Origin of the sequence: Caproiciproducens sp. CPB-2, from assembly GCF_036287215.1 — a bacterium.
Classification (GTDB): domain Bacteria; phylum Bacillota; class Clostridia; order Oscillospirales; family Acutalibacteraceae; genus Caproiciproducens.
This window is the reverse complement of record NZ_CP142860.1, coordinates 3,080,177-3,101,380: the sequence shown is the minus strand read 5'-3', so window position 1 is coordinate 3,101,380 and position 21,204 is coordinate 3,080,177. Positions and strand designations below refer to the sequence as shown.

The 21,204-nt window shown below is 52.6% G+C and carries 38 protein-coding genes; all 38 read left to right on the top strand.

Annotated elements, in window-relative coordinates; genetic code table 11:
• Positions 1-176 precede the first annotated feature (176 nt).
• The 38 genes from acpP to rpsD all read left to right on the top strand — a co-directional run bounded on the left by acpP (position 177) and on the right by rpsD (position 21,148).
• Positions 177-404: an acyl carrier protein gene (gene acpP / locus VXK30_RS15455; RefSeq protein ID WP_038325944.1), complete on the top strand. Its 228-nt coding sequence runs from the start codon at positions 177-179 to the stop codon at positions 402-404.
• Between the two features lie 219 nt (positions 405-623).
• Positions 624-1,706 (top strand): sodium ion-translocating decarboxylase subunit beta, encoded by a 1,083-nt coding sequence (locus tag VXK30_RS15450; RefSeq protein WP_275713658.1) that lies wholly within the window; start codon positions 624-626, stop codon positions 1,704-1,706.
• Position 1,707: 1 nt separating this feature from the next.
• Positions 1,708-1,896 carry an OadG-related small transporter subunit gene (locus VXK30_RS15445; protein WP_275713359.1) on the top strand — a complete coding sequence of 63 codons (189 nt, stop codon included), beginning with the start codon at positions 1,708-1,710 and terminating at the stop codon, positions 1,894-1,896.
• Between the two features lie 85 nt (positions 1,897-1,981).
• Positions 1,982-3,418: a proline--tRNA ligase gene (proS, locus tag VXK30_RS15440; RefSeq protein WP_275713361.1), complete on the top strand. Its 1,437-nt coding sequence runs from the start codon at positions 1,982-1,984 to the stop codon at positions 3,416-3,418.
• A 152-nt stretch (positions 3,419-3,570) separates the two neighbouring features.
• Positions 3,571-4,059: an RNA polymerase sigma factor gene (locus VXK30_RS15435; RefSeq protein ID WP_275713362.1), complete on the top strand. Its 489-nt coding sequence runs from the start codon at positions 3,571-3,573 to the stop codon at positions 4,057-4,059.
• The gene (locus tag VXK30_RS15430; protein WP_275713363.1) at positions 4,056-5,120 is read left to right on the top strand and encodes an LCP family protein; all 1,065 of its coding nucleotides are present in this window, start codon (positions 4,056-4,058) and stop codon (positions 5,118-5,120) included. Before VXK30_RS15435 ends, VXK30_RS15430 begins: the two co-directional genes overlap by 4 nt.
• A gap of 357 nt (positions 5,121-5,477) precedes the next feature.
• Positions 5,478-6,320 carry a hypothetical protein gene (locus VXK30_RS15425; RefSeq protein ID WP_275713364.1) on the top strand — a complete coding sequence of 281 codons (843 nt, stop codon included), beginning with the start codon at positions 5,478-5,480 and terminating at the stop codon, positions 6,318-6,320.
• Between the two features lie 130 nt (positions 6,321-6,450).
• Positions 6,451-6,693: an LPXTG cell wall anchor domain-containing protein gene (locus VXK30_RS15420; RefSeq protein WP_275713367.1), complete on the top strand. Its 243-nt coding sequence runs from the start codon at positions 6,451-6,453 to the stop codon at positions 6,691-6,693.
• Positions 6,694-7,133: 440 nt separating this feature from the next.
• Complete coding sequence (rpsJ, locus tag VXK30_RS15415) at positions 7,134-7,445, top strand: 30S ribosomal protein S10 (protein WP_038325938.1); 312 nt, start codon at positions 7,134-7,136, stop codon at positions 7,443-7,445.
• Positions 7,446-7,514: 69 nt separating this feature from the next.
• A complete protein-coding gene (rplC, locus tag VXK30_RS15410; protein ID WP_038325937.1) occupies positions 7,515-8,147 on the top strand; it encodes a 50S ribosomal protein L3 in 633 nt (210 codons plus the stop codon).
• Between the two features lie 18 nt (positions 8,148-8,165).
• Positions 8,166-8,789: a 50S ribosomal protein L4 gene (gene rplD / locus VXK30_RS15405; RefSeq protein WP_275713369.1), complete on the top strand. Its 624-nt coding sequence runs from the start codon at positions 8,166-8,168 to the stop codon at positions 8,787-8,789.
• On the top strand, positions 8,789-9,079 hold the full coding sequence (rplW, locus tag VXK30_RS15400) for a 50S ribosomal protein L23 (protein WP_275713371.1): 291 nt from the start codon (positions 8,789-8,791) through the stop codon (positions 9,077-9,079). The genes rplD and rplW overlap by 1 nt, the downstream gene beginning before the upstream one ends.
• A 78-nt stretch (positions 9,080-9,157) precedes the next feature.
• Positions 9,158-9,991 (top strand): 50S ribosomal protein L2, encoded by an 834-nt coding sequence (gene rplB, locus VXK30_RS15395; protein WP_275713372.1) that lies wholly within the window; start codon positions 9,158-9,160, stop codon positions 9,989-9,991.
• Between the two features lie 26 nt (positions 9,992-10,017).
• Positions 10,018-10,299: a 30S ribosomal protein S19 gene (gene rpsS / locus VXK30_RS15390; protein WP_275713373.1), complete on the top strand. Its 282-nt coding sequence runs from the start codon at positions 10,018-10,020 to the stop codon at positions 10,297-10,299.
• Positions 10,300-10,320: 21 nt separating this feature from the next.
• On the top strand, positions 10,321-10,656 hold the full coding sequence (rplV, locus tag VXK30_RS15385; protein WP_275713375.1) for a 50S ribosomal protein L22: 336 nt from the start codon (positions 10,321-10,323) through the stop codon (positions 10,654-10,656).
• A 20-nt stretch (positions 10,657-10,676) separates the two neighbouring features.
• Positions 10,677-11,342, top strand: a complete 666-nt coding sequence (rpsC, locus tag VXK30_RS15380; RefSeq protein ID WP_275713377.1) for a 30S ribosomal protein S3 — start codon at positions 10,677-10,679, stop codon at positions 11,340-11,342.
• The gene (gene rplP, locus VXK30_RS15375) at positions 11,342-11,767 is read left to right on the top strand and encodes a 50S ribosomal protein L16 (protein WP_275713378.1); all 426 of its coding nucleotides are present in this window, start codon (positions 11,342-11,344) and stop codon (positions 11,765-11,767) included. The genes rpsC and rplP overlap by 1 nt, the downstream gene beginning before the upstream one ends.
• Complete coding sequence (gene rpmC, locus VXK30_RS15370) at positions 11,767-11,973, top strand: 50S ribosomal protein L29 (RefSeq protein WP_038325927.1); 207 nt, start codon at positions 11,767-11,769, stop codon at positions 11,971-11,973. Before rplP ends, rpmC begins: the two co-directional genes overlap by 1 nt.
• A 19-nt stretch (positions 11,974-11,992) precedes the next feature.
• Positions 11,993-12,250 (top strand): 30S ribosomal protein S17, encoded by a 258-nt coding sequence (gene rpsQ, locus VXK30_RS15365; protein ID WP_038325926.1) that lies wholly within the window; start codon positions 11,993-11,995, stop codon positions 12,248-12,250.
• Between the two features lie 28 nt (positions 12,251-12,278).
• Positions 12,279-12,647 (top strand): 50S ribosomal protein L14, encoded by a 369-nt coding sequence (rplN, locus tag VXK30_RS15360; protein ID WP_038325924.1) that lies wholly within the window; start codon positions 12,279-12,281, stop codon positions 12,645-12,647.
• 16 nt (positions 12,648-12,663) lie between these two features.
• The gene (rplX, locus tag VXK30_RS15355) at positions 12,664-12,984 is read left to right on the top strand and encodes a 50S ribosomal protein L24 (RefSeq protein ID WP_038325923.1); all 321 of its coding nucleotides are present in this window, start codon (positions 12,664-12,666) and stop codon (positions 12,982-12,984) included.
• A 16-nt stretch (positions 12,985-13,000) separates the two neighbouring features.
• Entirely contained in the window at positions 13,001-13,540 is a 540-nt protein-coding gene (gene rplE, locus VXK30_RS15350) for a 50S ribosomal protein L5 (RefSeq protein ID WP_275713383.1), read from the top strand.
• Positions 13,541-13,552: 12 nt separating this feature from the next.
• Positions 13,553-13,738, top strand: coding sequence for a type Z 30S ribosomal protein S14 (locus VXK30_RS15345; protein ID WP_038325921.1), 186 nt, complete (start codon positions 13,553-13,555; stop codon positions 13,736-13,738).
• Positions 13,739-13,761: 23 nt separating this feature from the next.
• Positions 13,762-14,160, top strand: a complete 399-nt coding sequence (gene rpsH / locus VXK30_RS15340; protein ID WP_275713384.1) for a 30S ribosomal protein S8 — start codon at positions 13,762-13,764, stop codon at positions 14,158-14,160.
• A gap of 15 nt (positions 14,161-14,175) precedes the next feature.
• Positions 14,176-14,724: a 50S ribosomal protein L6 gene (rplF, locus tag VXK30_RS15335; RefSeq protein ID WP_275713385.1), complete on the top strand. Its 549-nt coding sequence runs from the start codon at positions 14,176-14,178 to the stop codon at positions 14,722-14,724.
• Between the two features lie 18 nt (positions 14,725-14,742).
• On the top strand, positions 14,743-15,102 hold the full coding sequence (gene rplR / locus VXK30_RS15330) for a 50S ribosomal protein L18 (protein WP_275713386.1): 360 nt from the start codon (positions 14,743-14,745) through the stop codon (positions 15,100-15,102).
• Positions 15,103-15,117: 15 nt separating this feature from the next.
• Positions 15,118-15,615, top strand: coding sequence for a 30S ribosomal protein S5 (gene rpsE / locus VXK30_RS15325; protein WP_038325917.1), 498 nt, complete (start codon positions 15,118-15,120; stop codon positions 15,613-15,615).
• Positions 15,616-15,630: 15 nt separating this feature from the next.
• Positions 15,631-15,810, top strand: coding sequence for a 50S ribosomal protein L30 (rpmD, locus tag VXK30_RS15320; protein WP_275713388.1), 180 nt, complete (start codon positions 15,631-15,633; stop codon positions 15,808-15,810).
• Positions 15,811-15,828: 18 nt separating this feature from the next.
• Complete coding sequence (gene rplO / locus VXK30_RS15315; protein ID WP_038325915.1) at positions 15,829-16,269, top strand: 50S ribosomal protein L15; 441 nt, start codon at positions 15,829-15,831, stop codon at positions 16,267-16,269.
• Position 16,270: 1 nt separating this feature from the next.
• Positions 16,271-17,605: a preprotein translocase subunit SecY gene (gene secY / locus VXK30_RS15310; protein ID WP_275713389.1), complete on the top strand. Its 1,335-nt coding sequence runs from the start codon at positions 16,271-16,273 to the stop codon at positions 17,603-17,605.
• Between the two features lie 16 nt (positions 17,606-17,621).
• Entirely contained in the window at positions 17,622-18,254 is a 633-nt protein-coding gene (locus VXK30_RS15305) for an adenylate kinase (protein ID WP_275713391.1), read from the top strand.
• 2 nt (positions 18,255-18,256) lie between these two features.
• Positions 18,257-19,009: a type I methionyl aminopeptidase gene (map, locus tag VXK30_RS15300; protein WP_275713393.1), complete on the top strand. Its 753-nt coding sequence runs from the start codon at positions 18,257-18,259 to the stop codon at positions 19,007-19,009.
• Between the two features lie 11 nt (positions 19,010-19,020).
• On the top strand, positions 19,021-19,290 hold the full coding sequence (locus VXK30_RS15295; RefSeq protein ID WP_275713395.1) for a KOW domain-containing RNA-binding protein: 270 nt from the start codon (positions 19,021-19,023) through the stop codon (positions 19,288-19,290).
• A complete protein-coding gene (gene infA, locus VXK30_RS15290; protein WP_038325909.1) occupies positions 19,290-19,508 on the top strand; it encodes a translation initiation factor IF-1 in 219 nt (72 codons plus the stop codon). Before VXK30_RS15295 ends, infA begins: the two co-directional genes overlap by 1 nt.
• A 30-nt stretch (positions 19,509-19,538) precedes the next feature.
• A complete protein-coding gene (gene rpmJ, locus VXK30_RS15285) occupies positions 19,539-19,652 on the top strand; it encodes a 50S ribosomal protein L36 (RefSeq protein ID WP_022174947.1) in 114 nt (37 codons plus the stop codon).
• Between the two features lie 38 nt (positions 19,653-19,690).
• The gene (gene rpsM / locus VXK30_RS15280) at positions 19,691-20,059 is read left to right on the top strand and encodes a 30S ribosomal protein S13 (protein ID WP_038325907.1); all 369 of its coding nucleotides are present in this window, start codon (positions 19,691-19,693) and stop codon (positions 20,057-20,059) included.
• An 18-nt stretch (positions 20,060-20,077) separates the two neighbouring features.
• Positions 20,078-20,488 (top strand): 30S ribosomal protein S11, encoded by a 411-nt coding sequence (rpsK, locus tag VXK30_RS15275; protein ID WP_275713401.1) that lies wholly within the window; start codon positions 20,078-20,080, stop codon positions 20,486-20,488.
• Between the two features lie 33 nt (positions 20,489-20,521).
• Positions 20,522-21,148, top strand: a complete 627-nt coding sequence (gene rpsD, locus VXK30_RS15270) for a 30S ribosomal protein S4 (protein WP_275713402.1) — start codon at positions 20,522-20,524, stop codon at positions 21,146-21,148.
• Positions 21,149-21,204 lie beyond the last annotated feature (56 nt).

The following is a 21,204-nucleotide window of genomic DNA, read 5'->3' as shown; positions in this document are numbered from 1 at the left end:
AGTCATGGTTTGCTAATAATATGTGGTTATACAATCAGTGTCCGGAGCGATTTATGTGGTTTTTTCTGTGGCAATTGTAACATACGAGAGATATTATTGTCCACAATAAACAATAACGTTTTCCGCGTGCCGATGTTTCAAAATTTGTAATTCAAGATTTTTAAGGAGGATACGACATGGTTTTTGAGAAGGTAAAGGCGATTCTCAGCGAACAGTTTGACGTTGAGGAGGACTCTATCACTCCCGAAACAAGCATTGCTGACGATCTGGGCGCCGATTCCTTGGATGTAGTCGACCTGTTGATGTCCATCGAGGACGAGTTTGAAATCGAAGTTCCCGATGAAGAGATTGACAACATCAAAACCGTTGGGGAACTGGTAAAGTACATTGAAGATAATGTCTGAGTGACACGTCTTCCTGAAACCGCTGTGCATTTTGCATGGCGGTTTTTTAATTTTCTTCTGTTTTTGTGTGATTTTATTGTGCTTTTACTTGAAATAGCACCGCGCATCAGATATAATATTTTTAAGTTTCGCATTTTTTTAACAGAAGGAGAGTTAAAGTCGTTGAGTGAATTCAGCTTTTTAACGAACGGCATTCAGTTCATGGCCCAGAACCCCAAGATGCTGGTCATGTGGGCGATCGGCGCGCTGCTGATCTGGCTTGCCATTGAAAAGGATTTCGAACCGGCACTGCTCTTACCGATGGGATTCGGAGCAATTCTTGTCAACCTGCCGCTTCCCGGCGTAGTGGGGGAATCCGGCATTGTGAAGTGGCTGTTTGAAAAGGGAATCGTCGCTTCCGAAGCATTTCCTCTTTTATTGTTCGTGGGGATCGGCGCGATGATTGATTTCGGCCCGCTGCTTTCCAACCCGCGCATGCTGCTGTTCGGCGGCGCGGCCCAGTTCGGCATCTTCCTTACCGTCGTGCTGGCGGTTCTGCTCGGGTTCCCGCTGAAGGACGCGATGGCCGCCGGAGTGATCGGCGCGGCGGACGGCCCAACCTCCATTCTGGTTTCACAGGTACTCCACAGCAATTACATCGGCGCGATTGCGGTGGCGGCTTACTCCTATATGGCGCTGGTGCCGATTATCCAGCCCGCGGCGATCCGCCTTGTGACAACGAAGCATGAGCGGATGATCCATATGCCCTATAATCCGAAGGCGGTTTCCAAAACCACGAAAATCCTGTTCCCGATCATCGTTACGCTGATTGCGGGACTGGTCGCGCCGGATTCCGTTGCGCTGGTCGGCTTTTTGATGTTCGGCAACCTCATCCGGGAATGCGGCAAGCTGGAAGCGCTTTCCCAGACCGCTCAGGGACCGCTTGCAAACCTGATTACCATCTTTTTGGGAATCACCATCGCCTATCAGATGCGGGCGGAGCAGTTCCTTACCCTCGGCACTCTGATCATTATGGCGCTGGGCCTTTTCGCCTTTGTGTTCGACACCATCGGCGGTGTGGTCTTTGCGAAAATCCTGAACCTGTTCCTGCCGAAGGATAAAAAGATCAACCCGATGGTCGGCGGCGCGGGAATTTCCGCGTTCCCGATGTCCGCGAGGGTCATCCAGAAAATGGCTCTGAAAGAGGACAACCAGAACCACATCCTGATGCACGCGGTCGGCGCGAATGTGGCCGGCCAGATCGGATCGGTTGTTGCGGGAGGCATTATCCTGAATCTTGCAAGAATTTGGGGGATGATATAACATGATGCAGTTAAACGCAATGGCGATTTTATTTAAGAGTCTTATGGGCGACGTAAGCGGCGCCGACATCGGAAAATCGTTTGAACTGATGGGGAAGGGCATGCTCGGCATTTTCATCGTAATGATTTTGATTTATGCCGTGATTGTCATCCTCAGTAAAACCAGCGGTACGAATAAAGATTCAAAGTAAGACGATCGATGAACCCCTTGGCGCCGCAAAGAGCCGGGGGGTTTGCTTTATCCCGTATAATCTAAACAGAATTGAGGAGATTTCAATGGCGGAACAGAAGAAGATGGTAGACGCGATCACTCCCATGGAGGAGGATTTCGCCAGATGGTATACCGATATCGTCAAAAAAGCGGAGCTGATGGACTACACCAGCGTGCGCGGATGCATGGTCATTCAGCCGTACGGCTGGGCCATCTGGGAAAATATTCAGCATATTCTCGACACAAGGTTCAAGGAGCTCGGCCATGAGAATGTTTCCATGCCGATGTTTATTCCGGAGAGCCTGCTGAATAAGGAAAAGGAGCATGTGGAGGGCTTTGCCCCCGAGGTCGCCTGGGTCACGATGGGCGGCAGCGAAAAGCTGCAGGAGAGAATGTGCGTGCGCCCGACTTCCGAAACCCTGTTCTGCGACCATTACGCCAAGGTGATCCATTCCTGGCGCGACCTGCCGAAGCTCTACAATCAGTGGTGCTCCGTTGTGCGCTGGGAAAAAACCACGCGCCCGTTCCTGCGTTCCGTGGAATTCCACTGGCAGGAGGGCCACACCATGCACGAAACCGCGCAGGAGGCCGAGGCGGAAACGGAGCGGATGCTCCGGGTTTACGCCGACTTCTGTGAAAACGATCTTGCCATTCCGGTGATCAAGGGCCGCAAGACCGACAAGGAGAAATTCGCCGGCGCCGTGGCCACCTATACCATAGAGGCGATGATGCACGACGGAAAGGCGCTTCAGTCCGGCACCAGCCACTATTTCGGGGACGGCTTTGCAAAAGCGTTCAACATTACCTTCCAGGGCAGGGACAATTCCATCTGCCATCCGTTCCAGACCTCCTGGGGGATGAGCACCCGCATCATCGGCGGCATCATCATGACGCACGGCGACAACAACGGCCTTGTGCTCCCGCCCGCCGTCGCTCCCATCCAGGTGATTATCCTGCCCGTCGCGCAGCATAAGCCCGGCGTGCTGGAAAAGGCGCACGAGCTGCGTGAGCGGCTCAAGAAGAGCTTCCGCGTGCGCGTGGACGATTCGGACAATACCCCCGGCTGGAAGTTCGCGCAGTATGAAATGAAGGGCGTTCCGCTCCGTCTGGAGATCGGGCCCAAAGATATTGAAAAGAATCAGTGCGTGCTGGTCCGCCGCAGCGACCGCGAGAAGATTTTTGTGCCGCTGGACAATCTGGAGGCCGCGATTGCGGAACAGCTGGAGGAAGTGCGCAAAGGAATTTACGAAAACGCGCTTGCCCGCCGCGAGAGCATGACGTATACCGCCCGGAATCTAAAGGAGCTCAGAGACATTGCCGACAATCAGCCGGGCTTTATCAAAGCCATGTGGTGCGGCGACCCGGCCTGCGAGGAAAAGCTCAAGGAGGCCGCGGGCGTTTCCTCCCGCTGCATGCCGTTCGAGCAGGAGCATCTGTCCGACGCCTGCGTCTGCTGCGGCAAGCCCGCGAAATCGATGGTCTACTGGGGCAAGGCATACTGATAACGGAATAACAGCCTGACAGGTTTTCGACACTCTCACAGCCGCGGAACGATTCCGCGGCTGTTTTTGATAGGTTCCGTGATGATGATTATTTTTTATGCTGTAACCTTTTGGGCCTTATAAACGTGTTGTTCGTGAAAGGAGATGAATCCATGGGGAAACAGGCAACGCGCCCGGACGATCTGTCTGAGAAATATGATTTATACGGGAATATGCTGTTCAAGCTCTGCATGGTCATTCTCTGCAACCGGGAAGACGCGGAGGACGTCGTACAGGACACCTTTGCGAAGTACTTGCAGAAGCGCCCCGAATTTCACAGCGGGGAGCATGAAAAAGCGTGGCTGATCCGGGTGGCCACAAACGGCAGCCGGGACAAAAGAAGGCGTTTCTTTTTCAGGAAGACCGTATCGCTGGAGGAAATCGGCGAGTACGCCGAAACCACGGAACAGACCGAGGTGCTGGAACAGCTGATGGAGCTGCCGCCGAACTACAAAACGGTTTTGTATCTTCATTATATTGAGGGCTATAAGATCAGGGAAATGTCCGACATTCTGGGGATGAAGGAAAATGCCGTCAAGGTGGCGCTTTACCGGGGCCGGGAGAAACTGAAGCTGCAGATGAGAGAGGAGCTGATATCATGAAAACAGAGGATTTTATCGATGCGGTCAACCGGATTCATGCAAGGGAAGAGTTAAAGAATAAAGTGATGGGCGGAAAGCCGTCGCAGAACAGACGCCGGTCGGGATTTCCGGCGCTTGCCGCCTGCGCAGCCTGTCTGGCCGTTTTGATACTGGGGATCGCGTTTGTGCCGAAGCTGTTAAAACCCGTCGGCACCGTCCGGAACGGGGAGTCCGCGCCGAATGCATCCCTTTCCTCCTCCCACGCGCAGCCGGTTTTGGTGAACGGCCTTTATCATCAGGACGAGGTGCGCAACCTTTTGGTGCTGGGCGTGGATGACGCGGGCGGCACCGGCGCCGGGCGCAGCGACTGCATCATGCTTCTCTCCATCGACCGCCGGAAAGGCAGCGAGCGGTGGATTCTGACGCCTTTCCCGCGCGACCTGTACGTGGAAATCCCGGGGAACGGGAAAAACAAACTGAATGCCGCTTATCAGCTTGGCGGCGCCGAACTGAGCGTAAAGACGGTCGAGCAGAATTTCAAGATCGATGTGGATGATTACGCGGTGATCGACTACAACGGCTTTGTCAAGGCCGTCGATTCTCTGGGCGGGATTCCCGTGAACGTGACCGCACAGGAGGCCGACCTTGTCAACCGGTATTCCGGCGAGCCCGCCGCACGGGATATCAGCGCGGGGGACCGGACCCTTTCCGGCAAGCAGGCGCTGTACTATTCCCGTATCCGCCAGATCGGCGGAGAGGAGTCGAGGCTGCAGCGGATGCAGGCGGCGGCGGCGGGGATCATTAGCAGGCTGGAATCAATGGATGCGCACTCTCTGGCCTCGCTTACGGAAAAACTGCTGCCCTTTGTCAAGACCAGCCTGAATACGGAAACCGCGCTGAAGCTGGGGACGGACGCTTACGCATGCCGGAGCTTTCCGGTCGGCTGTTTCCGGCCTTCGGAGGATCTGTATACAGCGCAGCAGGTTACCATACAGCAATCGAATACGGCGGTGCTGGTTCCGGATCTCGAAAAATATCAGAACAGCCTCATCCGGTATATTTACTGGAACGAGGGATCCTGAAACCCGCCAAACCCGCCGTATTCCTGCATATCCACTGCGAAGCGGAAGACATTTGCCTTCCGCTTCCTTATTTTCATATATTTATTTCATTTCACTGAATGAATTTGTTTCAAGTGGAAAATACTGTATAATATATTCTCCAAAAGGTAACAAACAAGCGGATTATTGTCATTTTCATAACGGGTTTGTCATTTGATTTTTTCGGCCGGATATGGTAGCATTAGGAAACGTTGGCAGATGTTTTAGAAAATTTCGTATGTATCCGGGCTTTGCCGGATACGTTGCGGCATACGGAGACACGCATCGGTTTGCCGATATTAAGAAGAAACAGAAATACTTAAAAGGAGTGAATCATCCATGAAAAAATTATGGGCGCTGATCTGCGCACTTGCCATGGTACTTTCCATGTCAGCCTGTAAAGGGCAGGCTGCTCCAACCCAGAACGATGTGTCCGGCGCTTCCAGCCAGACCGCTTCAGATGCGGGACAAAGCGGCGTGACTTCCGCGGGTTCGGCCTCTTCGGCAGCTTCCAGCAAGCCGACCGTACCGAGTCAGGCTCCGAGGGTAGAAAATAACAAGGCGGTTTCCGGATTGAACAACGGGACCTATACGGTGAAGGATGAAAAATACAGCTACAAGAACGGCAACATGTCCTATTCCGCAACCTACCCGGTGCTTTCCGGAAAAATCAGCAACGCGGATAAGGTGAATACGGCAATCAAAACCTCCGCGCTGAAGACGATCAATTCTTTGGGGACGGGCGCGAAAAAAGACAAAACCACGGTCAAGGTAAACAGCGACGTCACCTATGAGGGGACCAATTTCCTCAGCCTTGGCTTCAACGAATACGTCAAGCTTTCCTCCAAAGGAGAGAACGTCCATACGCTCCGGGCAATGAACATTAACCTGAAAACCGGCGCCGCGCTGGAAATGAAAGACCTGATCACGAAAAACGACGCGTTTTACAAGCTGCTGGAAACCGCAGCGAAGCAGCAGCTGAGCTCCGATATCGCCCCGTCCGTGACGGCAGGCGTAATCAAGTCCGCCCTGGATTCCGGCGCGATTTATTTCACGAAATACGACGTCGGCTTCGCTTTCCAGATTACAAAACCGGAAAAGCGCCTGGTCAAGCTCAGCCTGACCTATGCGCAGGTGAAGCCCTACGCTACCGGCAACGAGATCTGGAAGAACTTTATCTAAGCCTCGTTTGAAAAGGAAGGACCTTGTCCGTTTCGCCTAAAATTGAATCTTGGCCCCTCTGTTTGCTTTTTTCGGAAAATGCATCTATAATGGTTGGCATGAACGAAAATGGAAACGGAGGGGCGTTTTGATGAAACGGGTTCTTGCGGCGCTGTTCGGCATCTGTGTGGGGGCATTGCTTTACACCGGAATCAATTTGCTAAAAGGCGGAGAGGACGGCGTGTCGGCCGGCGTCATCGGCGGCGCGGACGGTCCGACTTCCATTTGGGTTTTCCACTCCTTTAACGCCGGGCTTTGGATTTTACTGGTTGCGGGTGTAATCCTTGCGGCCGCTGCTTTTTATCTGCTCCGCAGGCGCAGAAAGCAGAAATAGGGAGCGCTTTTGATGGAAAATTCCTCTTCTGCTGATTGCTGAAAATTTTTTTGGCAACATCACCAAATATCGTGTATAAATTTCTTGCAATAAAGAGAAAATAAGTATTGCATAACAGGCTCTTTTATGGTATTATAATCAAGCACGACTGCGACAGATATGCGATGAAGCGGGAGGTTGCGGCTGAAACAGGCCGGTTTTTCCGTGGAGTATGTCCGATTTTAAACCGGGCGACAGATACTTTGAGCGTGCGATAAGAGGATCGGTATGCGGATTTCCGCGTCTATGCTCTTATTATGCTCAGACGTTTTTTATGCCTATACCCGGATTTAACTTGTAAAAGTGAATCCGGTTTTTCAATGTGTTAAGAGGGAACACCCGGCACAGTGTTAGGATTTAAAAAACGCCGCCCGCCAACTACAATAAGGAGGCGATTCACAGTGGCAGTCAAGGAGAAAATCAGGATAAGAATTAAGGGTTACGATCATCAGTTGGTTGATCAGTCGGCTGAAAAGATTGTACAGACAGCGAAGCGCACGGGCGCAAGGGTTTCCGGACCCGTCCCGCTCCCGACGGAAAAGCAGATCATCACGATCCTGCGCGCTGTTCACAAGTACAAGGACAGCCGCGAGCAATTCGAGATGAGAACGCACAAGAGACTTATCGACATTCTCAGACCATCCAACAAAACCGTAGAGGCTTTGATGGGTCTAGAGCTCCCCGCCGGTGTTGAAATAGAGATCAAACTCTGATTTTAACCGACCCGCGGCCGAGGTCAAGTTGGCAAACGCCAACCAATAACCTGCATAGGAGGTAAAATAATGCAAAAAGGTATCATCGGCAAGAAAATCGGCATGACGCAGATTTTCGACGAAAAGGGAAATGTCATCCCCGTAACGGTTGTTCAGGCCGGCCCCTGTGTGATCTCACAGAAAAAGACGGTTGAAAACGACGGTTACGCGGCGGTCCAGATGGGCTACGGCGATTTGAAGCCGAACAAGGTCACGAAGCCCCTGAAGGGCCACTTTGCAAAGGCGGACGTCGCTCCCAAGAAAACCCTCAGGGAGTTCCGCGTGGAAAACACGGAAGCTTACAACGTGGGTGATCTTGTCAAGGCGGACACGTTCGCGGCGGGCGACAAGATAGACGTCACCGGCACGAGCAAAGGTAAAGGGTACGCCGGCGTTATCAAGCGCTGGAATTTCCAGAGGCTCAAGGAAACCCATGGTTCCGGCCCTGTTGCCCGCCATGGCGGTTCCAACGGTTCCTGCTCGGACCCGTCGAGAGTGTACCCCGGCCTTAAAATGGCCGGCCACCTGGGCGCCGAGAAGGTAACGGTTCAGAATCTGACCGTTGCCAAAGTGGATGCGGAAAACAATCTGATTGCTATCAAGGGCGCAGTTCCCGGACCGAACGGCGGAATCGTAGTAATCCATGACAGCGTTAAGGCGTAAGGGAAGGAGGAATTTGGAATGCCTACAGTAGCAGTACTTGATATGGCCGGTAAAGAAGTAGAGAAGATCGACCTTTCCGAAGCCATATTCGGAATTGAACCCAACGCGAAGGTTCTGCACGACATGGTGGTCAACTACCTTGCGAACCAGCGCCAGGGCACACAGTCGGCACTGACCCGCGCCGAAGTTTCGGGCGGCGGCAGAAAGCCGTGGAGACAGAAGGGCACCGGTCACGCAAGACAGGGCTCCACACGTTCACCGCAGTGGACTCACGGCGGTATCGTATTTGCTCCGAAGCCGCGCGACTACAGCTATTCCTTAAACAAAAAGGTAAGACGTCTTGCCATGAAGTCAGCTCTTTCAAGCAAGGTGATCGACAACGAGCTGGTCGTGCTTGACGGGATTTCACTTGACGAGTATAAGACCAAGACCATCGCGGCAATGCTCAAGGCGATCGGCTCCGGGAAAAAGGCGCTCATCGTTCTTCCGGAAGTGAACGAAAAGGTGATCGCTTCGGCTAAGAATATCCCGGGCGTGAAAACGGCAATGGCCAACACCCTGAATGTCTATGACATCCTGAACGCCGACAAGTTTATCGTGCTGAAGGATGCCGTAGCCCAGATCGAGGAGGTGTACGCATAATGGCAGCACAGGACATTATTATCCGCCCCATTATCACCGAAAAAAGCATGGCCGGCATCGGCATGAAAAAATATGCCTTTGAAGTTGCCAAGGATGCCACAAAAATCGATATTGCAAGAGCGGTTGAGACCCTCTTCGGAGTAAAGGTCGGCAAGGTAAACACCCTGCACGTAAGGGGCCAGCTCCGCCGTCAGGGCAAAAACGAGGGCTATACTCCTTCCTGGAAGAAAGCCTACGTCACCCTTACCGCCGACAGTAAGACCATCGAGTTTTTTGAAGGCATGATGTAAACTCTGCCCGAAAAACGCAGAGGCAAGGATGGGGAAAGGGCATTCCCCGCAAAGCCATCATGAGGAGTGTGAAACCTAATGCCTATTATTAACTTTAAACCTACCACGGCTTCCAGACGCAATATGTCCGTTACGGACTATTCCGGTCTGAGCAAGGTTGCACCGGAAAAGAGCCTGCTGACTTCCATCAGCAACAAATCCGGCCGCAACAGTTACGGTAGAATTACAGTCCGCCACCGCGGTGGCGGAAACCGTAAAAAGTATCGTATCATCGACTTTAAGCGTCAGAAGTTCGACGCGCCGGGCAGCGTTCTCACCATTGAGTACGACCCGAACCGTTCGGCCTTTATTGCCCTCGTGCAGTATGAGGACGGCGAAAAAAGATACATCATCGCTCCGAACGGCTTGAAGGTCGGCGACGTTGTTGTATCCGGCGCCGCGGCGGATATCAAGCCCGGCAACGCGCTTCCGCTTGAAAATATCCCGGTCGGTACCTTTATCCACAACGTTGAGCTTTATCCGGGCAAGGGCGCCCAGCTGGCGCGCGCCGCCGGCAACATGGCTCAGCTGATGGCGAAGGAAAACGGAATGGCTCTTCTGAGGCTGCCTTCCGGCGAACTTCGCAACGTGCCGGTCACCTGCATGGCCACCATCGGCCAGGTCAGCAATATCGACCATGAGAACGTGAAGCTCGGCAAGGCCGGACGCAAACGCCACATGGGATGGAGACCGACAGTCCGCGGTTCCGTTATGAACCCGAACGACCACCCGCACGGCGGCGGCGAAGGCAAATCCCCCGTGGGCCGTCCGGGACCTGTTACCCCGTGGGGTAAACCGGCTCTCGGCTACAAGACCCGCGCTCACCACCACCGCTCCGATAAATTTATCGTCAAGCGCAGAAACGGCAAATAAGGCGTACAGAAAGGAGCTTATCATCTATGGGCAGAAGCATAAAAAAGGGTCCTTATGTTCAGCCTGTGCTGCTTAAAAGGATTCAAGAAATGAACGCGGCCGGCGAAAAGAAAATCATCAAAACATGGAGCAGGGCTTCCATTATTTTCCCTGATTTCGTTGGCCATACAATCGCGGTCCACGACGGCCGCAAGCATGTTCCGGTCTATGTAACGGAAGATATGGTCGGTCACAAGCTCGGCGAGTTTGCCCCAACCAGAACCTTCAAGGGACATTCCGGTTCCAAAACATCATCGCCGACAAAATAACGGCCGAAAGGAGTGTATAGCATGGAAGCAAGGGCTTATTTAAAGTACGCCCGTATTTCGCCCCGCAAGGTCCAGATCGTGCTTGATCTCATTCGCAACAAGCCGGCTGACGTTGCAATGGCTATCCTCAAGAATACACCAAAGGCCGCTACGGAATATCTTCAGAAATTATTGAAGTCGGCCATGGCTAACGCTGAGAATAACCACAATATGGATGTTTCCAGACTTTACGTTGCGGAATGCTTCGTATGTCCGGGCCCGATCCTCAAGCGCATTCGTCCCAGAGCGCAGGGTCGCGCGTTCAGAATTGAAAAAAGATCTTCGCACGTTACCCTCGTGCTCAAGGAAAAAGAATAAGGCGGAAGAGGAGGTAAACTATGGGCCAGAAAATCAATCCCCACGGGTTTCGCGTGGGCATCATTAAAGACTGGGATTCCCGCTGGTTCGCGAAGGACAGCGTTTTCGGCGATACCCTCGTTGAAGACCACAATCTGCGCAAGGTGCTGAAAAAGCAGCTTTATCCGGCCGGGATTCCGAAAATCGAAATTGAGCGTGACGCCTCCAAGGTTCGCGTTCACATTCACTGCGCCAAGCCGGGCATGGTAATCGGCAGGGGCGGCGCGGAAATTGAGAAGCTCCGTCTTCAGTGCGAGAGCATCCTCAAGAAGCCTGTTACAATCAACATTGTAGAGGTAAAGTCCCCCGACCTGAACGCGCAGCTCGTCGCAGAGAACATTGCGCAGCAGCTCGAAAAGAGAATTTCTTTCCGCCGTGCGATGAAGCAGTGCATCGGCCGCGCGATGAAGCTCGGCGCCAAGGGTATCAAAACCCAGGTGTCCGGCCGTTTGGGCGGTGCTGAAATCGCAAGACGCGAACAGTATCACGACGGTACCATTCCCCTTCAGACCATCCGTGCCGACATCGACTACGGTTTTGCCGAAGCCGCCACAACCTACGGCCGCATTGGCGTAAAGGTCTGGATTTACAGAGGCGAAGTCCTTGTGGACAACCGCAAGCCTCGTAAGGAAGGAGGCAGTAAATAATGCTGTTGCCTAAGCGTGTAAAATACCGCAAAGTACATCGCGGCCGTATGACCGGAAAGTGCTACCGCGGGAATAAGGTAACTTACGGCGATTACGGCCTTCAGGCCTTAGAGCCGGCGTGGATCACCTCCAACCAGATCGAAGCGGCCCGTGTCGCCATGACGCGTTACTGCAAAAGATTTGGCCAGGTGTGGATCAAGATTTTCCCAGACAAGCCGATCACTCAGAAGCCGGCTGAAACCCGAATGGGTTCCGGTAAAGGTTCCCCTGAGTACTGGGTCGCAGTTGTAAAACCGGGCAGAGTCATGTTTGAAATCGGCGGAGTTTCGGAAGAAACTGCAAAAGAAGCTTTACGTCTGGCGTCCAACAAACTGCCGATTAAGTGCAAGTTTGTTAAGAAGGAAGAAACGGGTGGTGAGCAGTAATGAAGGCCTCAGAAGTCAGAGAATTAACGACAGCAGAACTGGAAAGTAAGCTTAAGGACCTCAAGGCCGAGCTTTTCAACCTGCGTTTCCAACTTGCCATTAATCAGCTCGATAACCCGATGCGTATCTCCGCTGTCAAAAAGGATATCGCCCGTGTCAAAACAATTTTGCGCGAGATCGAAATCAAGGACAGCGCCAATGCGTAACGGAAGGGAGGATTAATCTGTGAGCGATCGGAATATTAGAAAAGCAGAGATTGGCAAGGTCGTCAGCAACAAGATGGATAAGACCATCGTGGTTGCAATAGAAAACAGGGTAAAGCATCCGCTTTACAACAAAATTATCAAGCGTACCGTGAAGCTGAAAGCACATGATGAAAACAATGAATGCACAATCGGTGACCGCGTGCGTGTGATGGAGACCCGTCCCCTCAGCAAAGAGAAAAGATGGCGTCTCGTCGAGATTATAGAGAAAGCCAAGTAATTGGCTTTAAGCAAAGGAGGAACGCACTGTGATTCAACAGCAGACTTACCTCAACGTTGCCGACAACACCGGCGCGAAGCAGCTTATGTGCATCCGCGTTCTCGGCGGTACCGGCAGAAGGTATGCCAATATAGGTGACGTGGTGGTCGCTTCCGTTAAAAAAGCGGCTCCGGGCGGCACCGTTAAAAAAGGCGAAGTCGTTAAGGCAGTCATTGTTCGCACTGCTTTCGGCGTCCGCCGTGATGATGGAACATACATCCGCTTTGACGAAAATGCGGCTGTCCTCATCAAAGACGATAAAAATCCGAGGGGAACGCGTATTTTCGGGCCCGTAGCCAGAGAACTGCGCGACAAAGACTATCTGAAAATTTTAAGTCTTGCCCCTGAAGTGCTGTGATGGGAGGTGCTCACTGATGAATAATAAGGTTCATGTTAAAACGGGTGACACCGTCGTCATTTTAAATGGCAAAGAACGCGGCAAGAAAGGCAAAGTTCTGGCCGTAAGCCCCGAAGAGGGGAAGGTCATCGTTGAGGGCCGCAACATGGTTTCCAAGCATGTTAAAGCCCGCAAAATGGGCGAACAGAGCGGTATTGTGAAAGCCGAAGGCGCACTGTACGCCTGCAAGGTCCAGGTCGTTTGCCCCCGCTGCGGCAAACCCACACGTGTCTCGCATAAGCTTTATGAGGACGGCACTAAGGAACGCGTTTGCAAAAAATGCGGCGAAGCGCTGTAAGGGAGGATAAAACGACATGGCAAGACTGAAGGAATTTTACCAAAAAGATGTCGCACCCGCACTGATGAAAAAGTTTTCTTACAAGAGCGTCATGCAGATTCCGAAGCTTGAGAAGATCGTCATCAATGTAGGCGCCGGCGAAGCAAAGGAAAACGCAAAGGTAATCGACGCCATTACAGCCGATCTCGCAGCGATTACCGGCCAGAGGCCGGTGATCTGCAAAGCGAAAAAATCGGTTGCAAACTTCAAGCTCCGCGAGGGCATGAACATCGGCGTAAAGGTAACGCTCAGAGGCGACAGAATGTATGAGTTCTTAGACAGGCTCTTCAATGTTGCTCTCCCGCGCGTAAGAGACTTCAGAGGAATCAGCGCAAACTCGTTCGACGGCCGCGGCAACTACAATATGGGCGTCAAAGAGCAGCTGATCTTCCCTGAAATTGATTACGACAAAATCGATAAGGTCCGCGGAATGGATATTTGTTTCGTAACGACCGCAAACACCGACGAGGAATCCAGAGAGCTCTTAACACTCATGGGCGCCCCGTTTGCGAAATAAGGAGGGAATATTGTGGCCAAGACTTCTATGAAAATCAAGCAGCAGAGAGTTGCGAAATTCTCGTCTCGCGAATACAACAGATGCAAAATCTGTGGCAGGCCGCATGCCTACCTTCGCAAGTTCGGAATTTGCCGTATATGCTTTCGGGAACTTGCTCACAAGGGTGAGATCCCGGGCGTGAAAAAGGCCAGCTGGTAAAGCTTAGCAAAGGAGGTAACGGTATGCAAATTACAGATACAATTGCTGATTTGCTCACCCGTATTCGCAATGCAGTTTCTGCAAAGCACGATTCGGTTGACATTCCCGCTTCCAACATGAAAAAGGCCATTGTGCAAATTCTTGTTGACGAGGGCTATGTAAAGAATTATACGGTAACAGAGGACGGCAAACAGGGCATTATCAAGGTAAATCTCAAATACGGCGAGAACAAGGCTCCCGCCATCAACGGTCTGCGCAGAGTCAGTAAGCCAGGCCTTCGTATCTATTCCAACGCAGAGGATCTGCCGAAGGTCATGAAGGGCCTGGGCATCGCTGTCATTTCTACTTCGAAGGGCGTCATGACCGACCGTCAGGCCCGCAAAGAGAATGTAGGCGGAGAGGTTCTCGCATTTATCTGGTAACAAGGGGGTGCAGTAATGTCGCGAATTGGAAGAAAACCCATAAATATTCCCGCTGGCGTCACCGTAAAGGCTGACGGCAACGTTGTCACCGTCAAGGGACCGAAGGGTACGCTGACCCAGAAAATTCATCACAACATGAGCGTTTCTGTGGAGGGCAGCGAGGTGCTCGTCACCCGTCCCAACGACGAAAAAGAAAACAGGTCACTGCACGGTCTGACCCGCACGCTGATCCACAACATGGTCGTCGGCGTAACGGACGGATTCAAAAAGGAGCTTGACGTTTTGGGCGTCGGCTACCGTGTGCAGAAGCAGGGCAAGAACCTTGTGATGAATCTCGGTTATTCTCATCAGGTGATCGTCCCTGAGATCGATGGCATTTCCATCGAGTGCCCGGCCGCAAACAAAATCGTGATCTCGGGCCCGGATAAGCAGCAGGTTGGTCAGTTTGCCGCGGAAGTGCGCGAGAAACGTCCGCCTGAGCCGTACAAGGGCAAGGGTATCCGTTATACCGGTGAATTTGTCCGCCATAAGGAAGGCAAGGCCGGTAAGGGCGCTAAGAAGTAAGTAAGGAGTGAATAACAAATGGTGAATAAGACTGACACAAACAGAGCCAGGCTTAACCGTCACCGCAGGGTGCGCGGTAAAATTTCCGGCACAGCAGAGTGCCCACGCCTGAATGTATTTCGCTCTACCACCAATATCTACGCCCAGATTATCGACGATGTAGAGGGAGTTACTCTTGCAGCAGCTTCCACGCTGGACAAGGATTTCAATGGTAATGGCGGAAACAAGGACGCCGCACGCAAAGTTGGCGAGCTTATTGCCAAACGTGCCGCCGAAAAAGGCATCACCGAGGTCGTATTTGACCGCGGCGGCTATATTTTCCACGGCCGCGTCAAAGAGCTGGCCGAAGGCGCCCGTGAGGGCGGCCTCAAGTTCTAAGAAGGAGGAATACTTTTGGCTAGAATTGACGCAACGTCTATGGAACTCAAAGAACATGTAGTTGCTATTAATCGTGTATCCAAGACCGTAAAAGGCGGCCGTATCTTCAAGTTCGCAGCTCTTGTGGTAGTTGGCGACGGAAACGGCACAGTCGGTTTCGGCATCGGAAAGTCGGGCGAAGTTCCCGACGCGATCCGCAAGGGGATTGAAGACGCGAAAAAGAACCTGATCAAGGTTGCCATGCGCGGCTCCACCATCCCGCACGAAATCATCGGCGCGTACGGCGCCGGCAGAGTCCTGATGAAGCCTGCCGCCCCCGGTACCGGTGTCATTGCCGGCGGCCCGGTCCGTGCGGTCGTAGAAGCGATCGGAATCAGGGACATCAGAACAAAGGCCCTGCGTTCCAACAATCCGTGTAATGTAGTAAGAGCAACCTTGGACGGCATGTCCAAGCTGCGTACTGCCGGTGAAGTCGCTGCAACACGCGGCAAGTCGGTAAAAGATATTCTTTAATAAGGGGGTAGCAAGATGGCACAGCTGAAAGTAAAGCTGATAAAAAGTCTTATCGGCAGCAAAAAGGACCAGATTGCAACCGCCCGGGCTCTTGGTCTCTTTAAGATCGGCGACACTTCCGTTCAGCCTGAAAATGAACAGACCAAAGGCAAGGTGGCCAAGATAATCCACCTCATCGAGGTAAGTAAAGCGTAAGCAAGGAGGTGCGAGTAAATGAAGTTGCATGAACTAACTGCTGTACCCGGTTCCACCAAAGAGCCGAAGCGTATCGGCAGAGGACACGGTTCAGGTCAGGGAAAAACTGCCGGCAAGGGCCACAAGGGTCAAAAGGCCAGAGCGGGCAGAGGCATGCGTCCCGGATTTGAAGGCGGTCAGATGCCTTTACAGAGACGTATTCCGAAAAGAGGTTTTAACAATGTTTTTGCTAAAACCATCGTTTCTGTCAACGTAGGCACACTCGACAAGTTCGAAGACGGCTCTGTGGTGGACACCCAGGCGCTGATCGACGCGGGCATTGTAAAGACCTGCTGTGACGGGGTGAAGATCCTTGCCAACGGCAATCTGACAAAAAAATTAACAGTAAAGGTTACTGCTTATTCCGAGGCTGCGAAGCAAAAGATAGAAACCGCGGGTGGGAAGGCAGAGGTGATCTAAGTTGTTTCAAACAATAAAGAATGCCTGGTCCATCCCGGATCTCCGCAAAAAGATCCTGTTTACACTGCTTATCATTATGGTTTTCCGCTTCGGTGCGGTCATTCCTGTCCCGTTCCTCAATGTCACCGCATTGAAGGGGCTGATGACCACGGTCGACAAGACCGGTTCGGCACTGAGCTACCTTGATATGCTCTCCGGCGGCGCTTTTGCAAACGGTACTCTGTTTGCAATGAGCGTTACGCCCTACATCAACAGCTCCATTATTATGCAGCTTCTGACAGTTGCTATTCCGGCGCTGGAAAGACTGGCAAAAGAAGGCGAAGAGGGCCGCAAGAAGATCGGCACCATGACCCGCTACGTCACCGTCGGTCTTGGCTTGATTCAGGGCACCGCTTATTTCTTCTATCTGCGCAACAGCTCCTATCAGGGTGTTCCGATCGCGAAATACACCAAGGGCTGGGAGCAGGTGTTCGCCGCTTTTGTCATCATCCTGGCGTTTACCGCAGGTACCGCGCTGATGATGTGGCTGGGCGAACAGATCAACCAGAAGGGCATTGGAAACGGTATTTCCATTTTGCTGTTTTCCGGTATTGTGGCGAGAATGCCGCACACAATCAGCTTGCTGGGACAGTATCTGCAGGCCGCCAATGAGGACGCGTCCACCTACGGCAAGTACTATTTCTTCGTTCCGCTGTTTGTGCTGATCTTCCTTGTGGTCATCTGGGTCATTGTGTTTATGAATGACTCGGAGCGCCGCATTCCCGTACAGTACGCCAAGCGTATGGTCGGAAGGAAGATGTACGGCGGCCAGAGCAGCCATATTCCGATTAAGGTTGCCATGTCCGGCGTTATGCCGATTATTTTCGCAAGTTCCATTCTCTCGATTCCAAGTACGATCCAGCTGTTCCTTGGCAACAAGGTGACAACCGGATTCTGGAAGGGCTTTTTCGAAGCTTTCTCCTCTACCGGATGGATCTATTCGCTGATGTATTTCCTGCTGATTATCATGTTTGCCTATTTCTACGTGACAATTCAGTATAATCCGATAGAGATGGCCAATAATCTTCGTCAGAACAATGGCACGATTCCCGGCATTCGTCCGGGCAAACCCACTTCTGACTTTATCGCGAAGATTCTTTCTAAGATCACTTTAATCGGGGCGCTGTTCCTTGCGGTTATCGCTCTGCTGCCCATCGGCTTCGGCGCCGCTACCGGCATGCACAACATGTCGATCGGCGGAACCTCCATCCTGATTTTGGTTGGTGTCGCGCTGGAAACCGTGAAGCAGATGGAGTCGCAGATGATGATGCGCCATTACAAAGGCTTCCTTGATTGATAAGGAGTGAGAGAATATGAATCTGATCCTTCTCGGCGCCCCCGGCGCCGGTAAAGGCACGCAGGCAGAAGTCATCTGCTCGCGTTATAACATTCCTGCAATATCCACGGGTAATATTATCCGTGAAGCGCTGAAGAGCGGCACTGAGATGGGAGTTCGCGCCAAGTCCTTTGTGGACGCGGGCAAGCTTGTTCCCGACGAGGTTGTCATCGGCATTATCAAAGAGCGTCTGGCCAATGACGACTGCAAAAACGGATTCGTTCTGGACGGGTTCCCGCGCACGATTCCCCAGGCCGAGGCTCTGGACAAAATGGGCGTTCGTATCGACAGGGTCCTCAATCTTGAGGTTTCCGACGAGACGATCGTGCAGCGTATGTCCGGACGCCGTGTCTGCGAAAACTGCGGGGCCAGCTACCACCTGCTTTACAAAAAGCCGGAGGTGGAGGGCGTCTGCAGCAAATGCGGCGGCACCCTAATTCAGCGCAAGGACGACCACCCGGATACGGTCAAAGAGCGCTTAAATGTATATCACGAGCAAACCGAGCCCCTTAAAGATTACTATCTGAAACAGGGCAAGCTTTGCACAGTAGAAGGGCAAGAGGATGTCGAGCACACCACAAAACTGATTCTTGCCGCATTAGAGGCGTAATCATGATAGTGCTTAAAACCAGCCGCGAACTCAGCTTTATGAGGAATGCGGGCAGGGTATCTTCAAGAGCATTAAAGCTGGCCGGCGAAATGGTCGAACCCGGTGTTTCCACCTGGGAAATCGACCGTGCCGTCCGCCGATACATTGAGGAACAGGGCGCAAAGCCCACGTTCCTCGGGTATGGCGGCTTCCCGGCAAGCGCATGTATTTCCGTAAATGACGTGGTTATCCATGGCATACCACATAAGGGCACGATTATCAGGCAGGGTGACATTGTCAGCATTGACATAGGCGCGACTTTCGAGGGCTTTGTCGGAGACAACGCGTGGACTTTCCCATGCGGCGACGTAAGCCATGAAGCGCAGGCCCTTATGGATGCAACACGCGAAAGCCTGTTTGAAGGCATTAAAGCCGCAACAGCCGGTCATCGGATCGGCGATGTCGGCAGCGCGGTCCAGCGGTATGCCGAAGCTCGCGGTTACTCGGTGGTACGGGATTTTGTCGGCCACGGAGTAGGTGCGAAGATGCACGAAGACCCAAGTGTTCCCAATTACGGCACACCCGGCAGGGGCGTGCGACTGTTGCCAGGCATGACCATTGCAATTGAACCGATGATTAACCAGGGTGTAAAGGAAGTCAAAACCCTTGCGGACGGTTGGACGACCGTAACCGCGGACGGCAAGCTTTCCGCGCATTTCGAACATTCCATTGCCATTACTCCGGACGGCCCGGTCATTTTAACACAGCCGGATTAAGGGGGTAACCAATGGACTTTGTCAGAGGACTGGTTGTCCGGTCGGCCGCGGGACGCGACAAGGACGGCTTTTTCACGGTGCTTGAGGCAGACGCCGGGTTCGCACTGATCTGCGACGGAAGGCGCCGCAGCCTTGACCACCCGAAAAGGAAAAAGCTGAAACACCTTTGTCCGACCAGAACCGTATTGGCCGAAGGTTCAATGCAGACCAACCGTGAAATACGAGGTGCCCTCAGGGAGTTCAACGCCGGGGGCCGTTTTCCACAAGAGGAGGGTAAGTAATGTCGAAACAGGACGTAATTGAAACTGAAGGAATCGTTACCGAAGCGCTGCCTAACGCAATGTTTATGGTAGAGCTTCCAAACCACCATACAATACTCGCGCACATTTCCGGCAAGCTCAGGATGAATTTCATCCGCATCCTGCCGGGGGATAAGGTCACAATCGAACTGTCGCCTTACGATCTGACGCGCGGACGTATTACGTGGCGTTCAAAGTAAAACAAACACTCGCTAAGGGAGGGCGCACAAATGAAAGTAAGACCTTCTGTCAAGAAAATTTGTGAAAAATGCAAAATTATTAAACGCAAGGGTAAAGTCATGGTAATCTGTGAAAACCCGAAGCATAAGCAGCGCCAGGGCTAATTTGGCGCAAACCTATTAACAGTGGAGGTGCAACCAGTATGGCGCGTATAGCAGGTATTGATCTGCCCAGAGATAAGCGCATCGAAATTGCTCTTACCTATATTTTCGGTATCGGCCGCAAGACTGCAACGGATATTTGTGCAGAAACAGGCGTCGACCCGGACATCCGTGTAAGGGATTTAACAGAAGATGATGCGGCAAAGCTCAGAGAGTATATCGACCATCACTGCCGCGTTGAAGGCGATCTTCGCCGCGACGTAGCATTTGACATTAAGAGACTGATTGAAATCGGCTGCTACCGTGGTGTCCGTCACCGCAAGGGCCTGCCGGTAAGAGGCCAGCGTTCCAAAACCAATGCGCGTACACGCAAAGGTCCCAGAAAGACCATGGCCAACAAGAAGAAGTAATAGGGAGGGATTCAAAAGATGGCAGCACAGAAAGGCGCAGCTAAAAAAGGCACCGCAGTCCGCAGACGCCGTGAGCGTAAAAATATAGATCGCGGAGCCGCTCATATCCAGTCCACCTTCAACAACACGATTGTTACCATTACGGATACGCAGGGCAACGCGGTTTCGTGGGCAAGTTCGGGTGAATTAGGGTTCAGAGGTTCCAGAAAGTCCACTCCTTTCGCCGCTCAGACCGCCGCCGAGACCGCCGCGAAAGCAGCGATGGAGCACGGTATGAAAACGGTTGAGGTTTTTGTAAAGGGACCGGGCGCGGGCCGCGAGGCGGCTATCCGCGCACTTCAGGGCGCGGGCCTTGAAGTCAGCATGATCAAAGACGTTACTCCGATTCCGCACAACGGATGCCGTCCTCCGAAGAGAAGACGCGTATAGTAACAAAACCGATATAGGAGGTGCAACCATAATATGGCAAGATATACAGACGCTGTGTGCAAGCTTTGCCGCCGGGAAGGCCAGAAGCTTTTCCTGAAAGGCGCAAGATGCTACACGGATAAATGCGGGGTAACCCGCCGGGCATATGCTCCGGGCCAGCACGGTCAGGGCCGCAAAAAGACTTCTGAGTATGGCCTTCAGCTGCGCGCAAAACAGATGACAAAACGTTACTATGGTGTACTGGAGTCCCAGTTCAGGGGCTACTACGACCTTGCGACCCGCAAAGAAGGAAAGACCGGCGACGAACTGCTCGCAATTTTGGAATCCCGTCTCGACAACGTGGTTTACCGTTTGGGCTGGGGCAACTCCAGGGCGGAAGCCCGTCAGCTGGTGGTCCACGGGCACTTTACTGTGGACGGCAAAAGAGTGGATATTCCTTCCTACCTGACAAAGCCGGGCGAAGTGGTCTCCATTAAAGACAAGAGCCGTCAGAGCGAAAAAATCAAGGCTGTCATTGAGGCTAACTCGGCACGTCCGGTTCCGAAGTGGCTTGACATCAATCGTGATACTCTGGAAGGCAAGATCATTGCATTGCCAACCCGTGAGGATATTGACCTTGCAGTCGATGAGACTCTCATCGTTGAGTTGTACTCCAAGTAATGCCGTTTTATGACAGCATAAAAAACATCATGGCTGATAAATTAATCCGCTATATG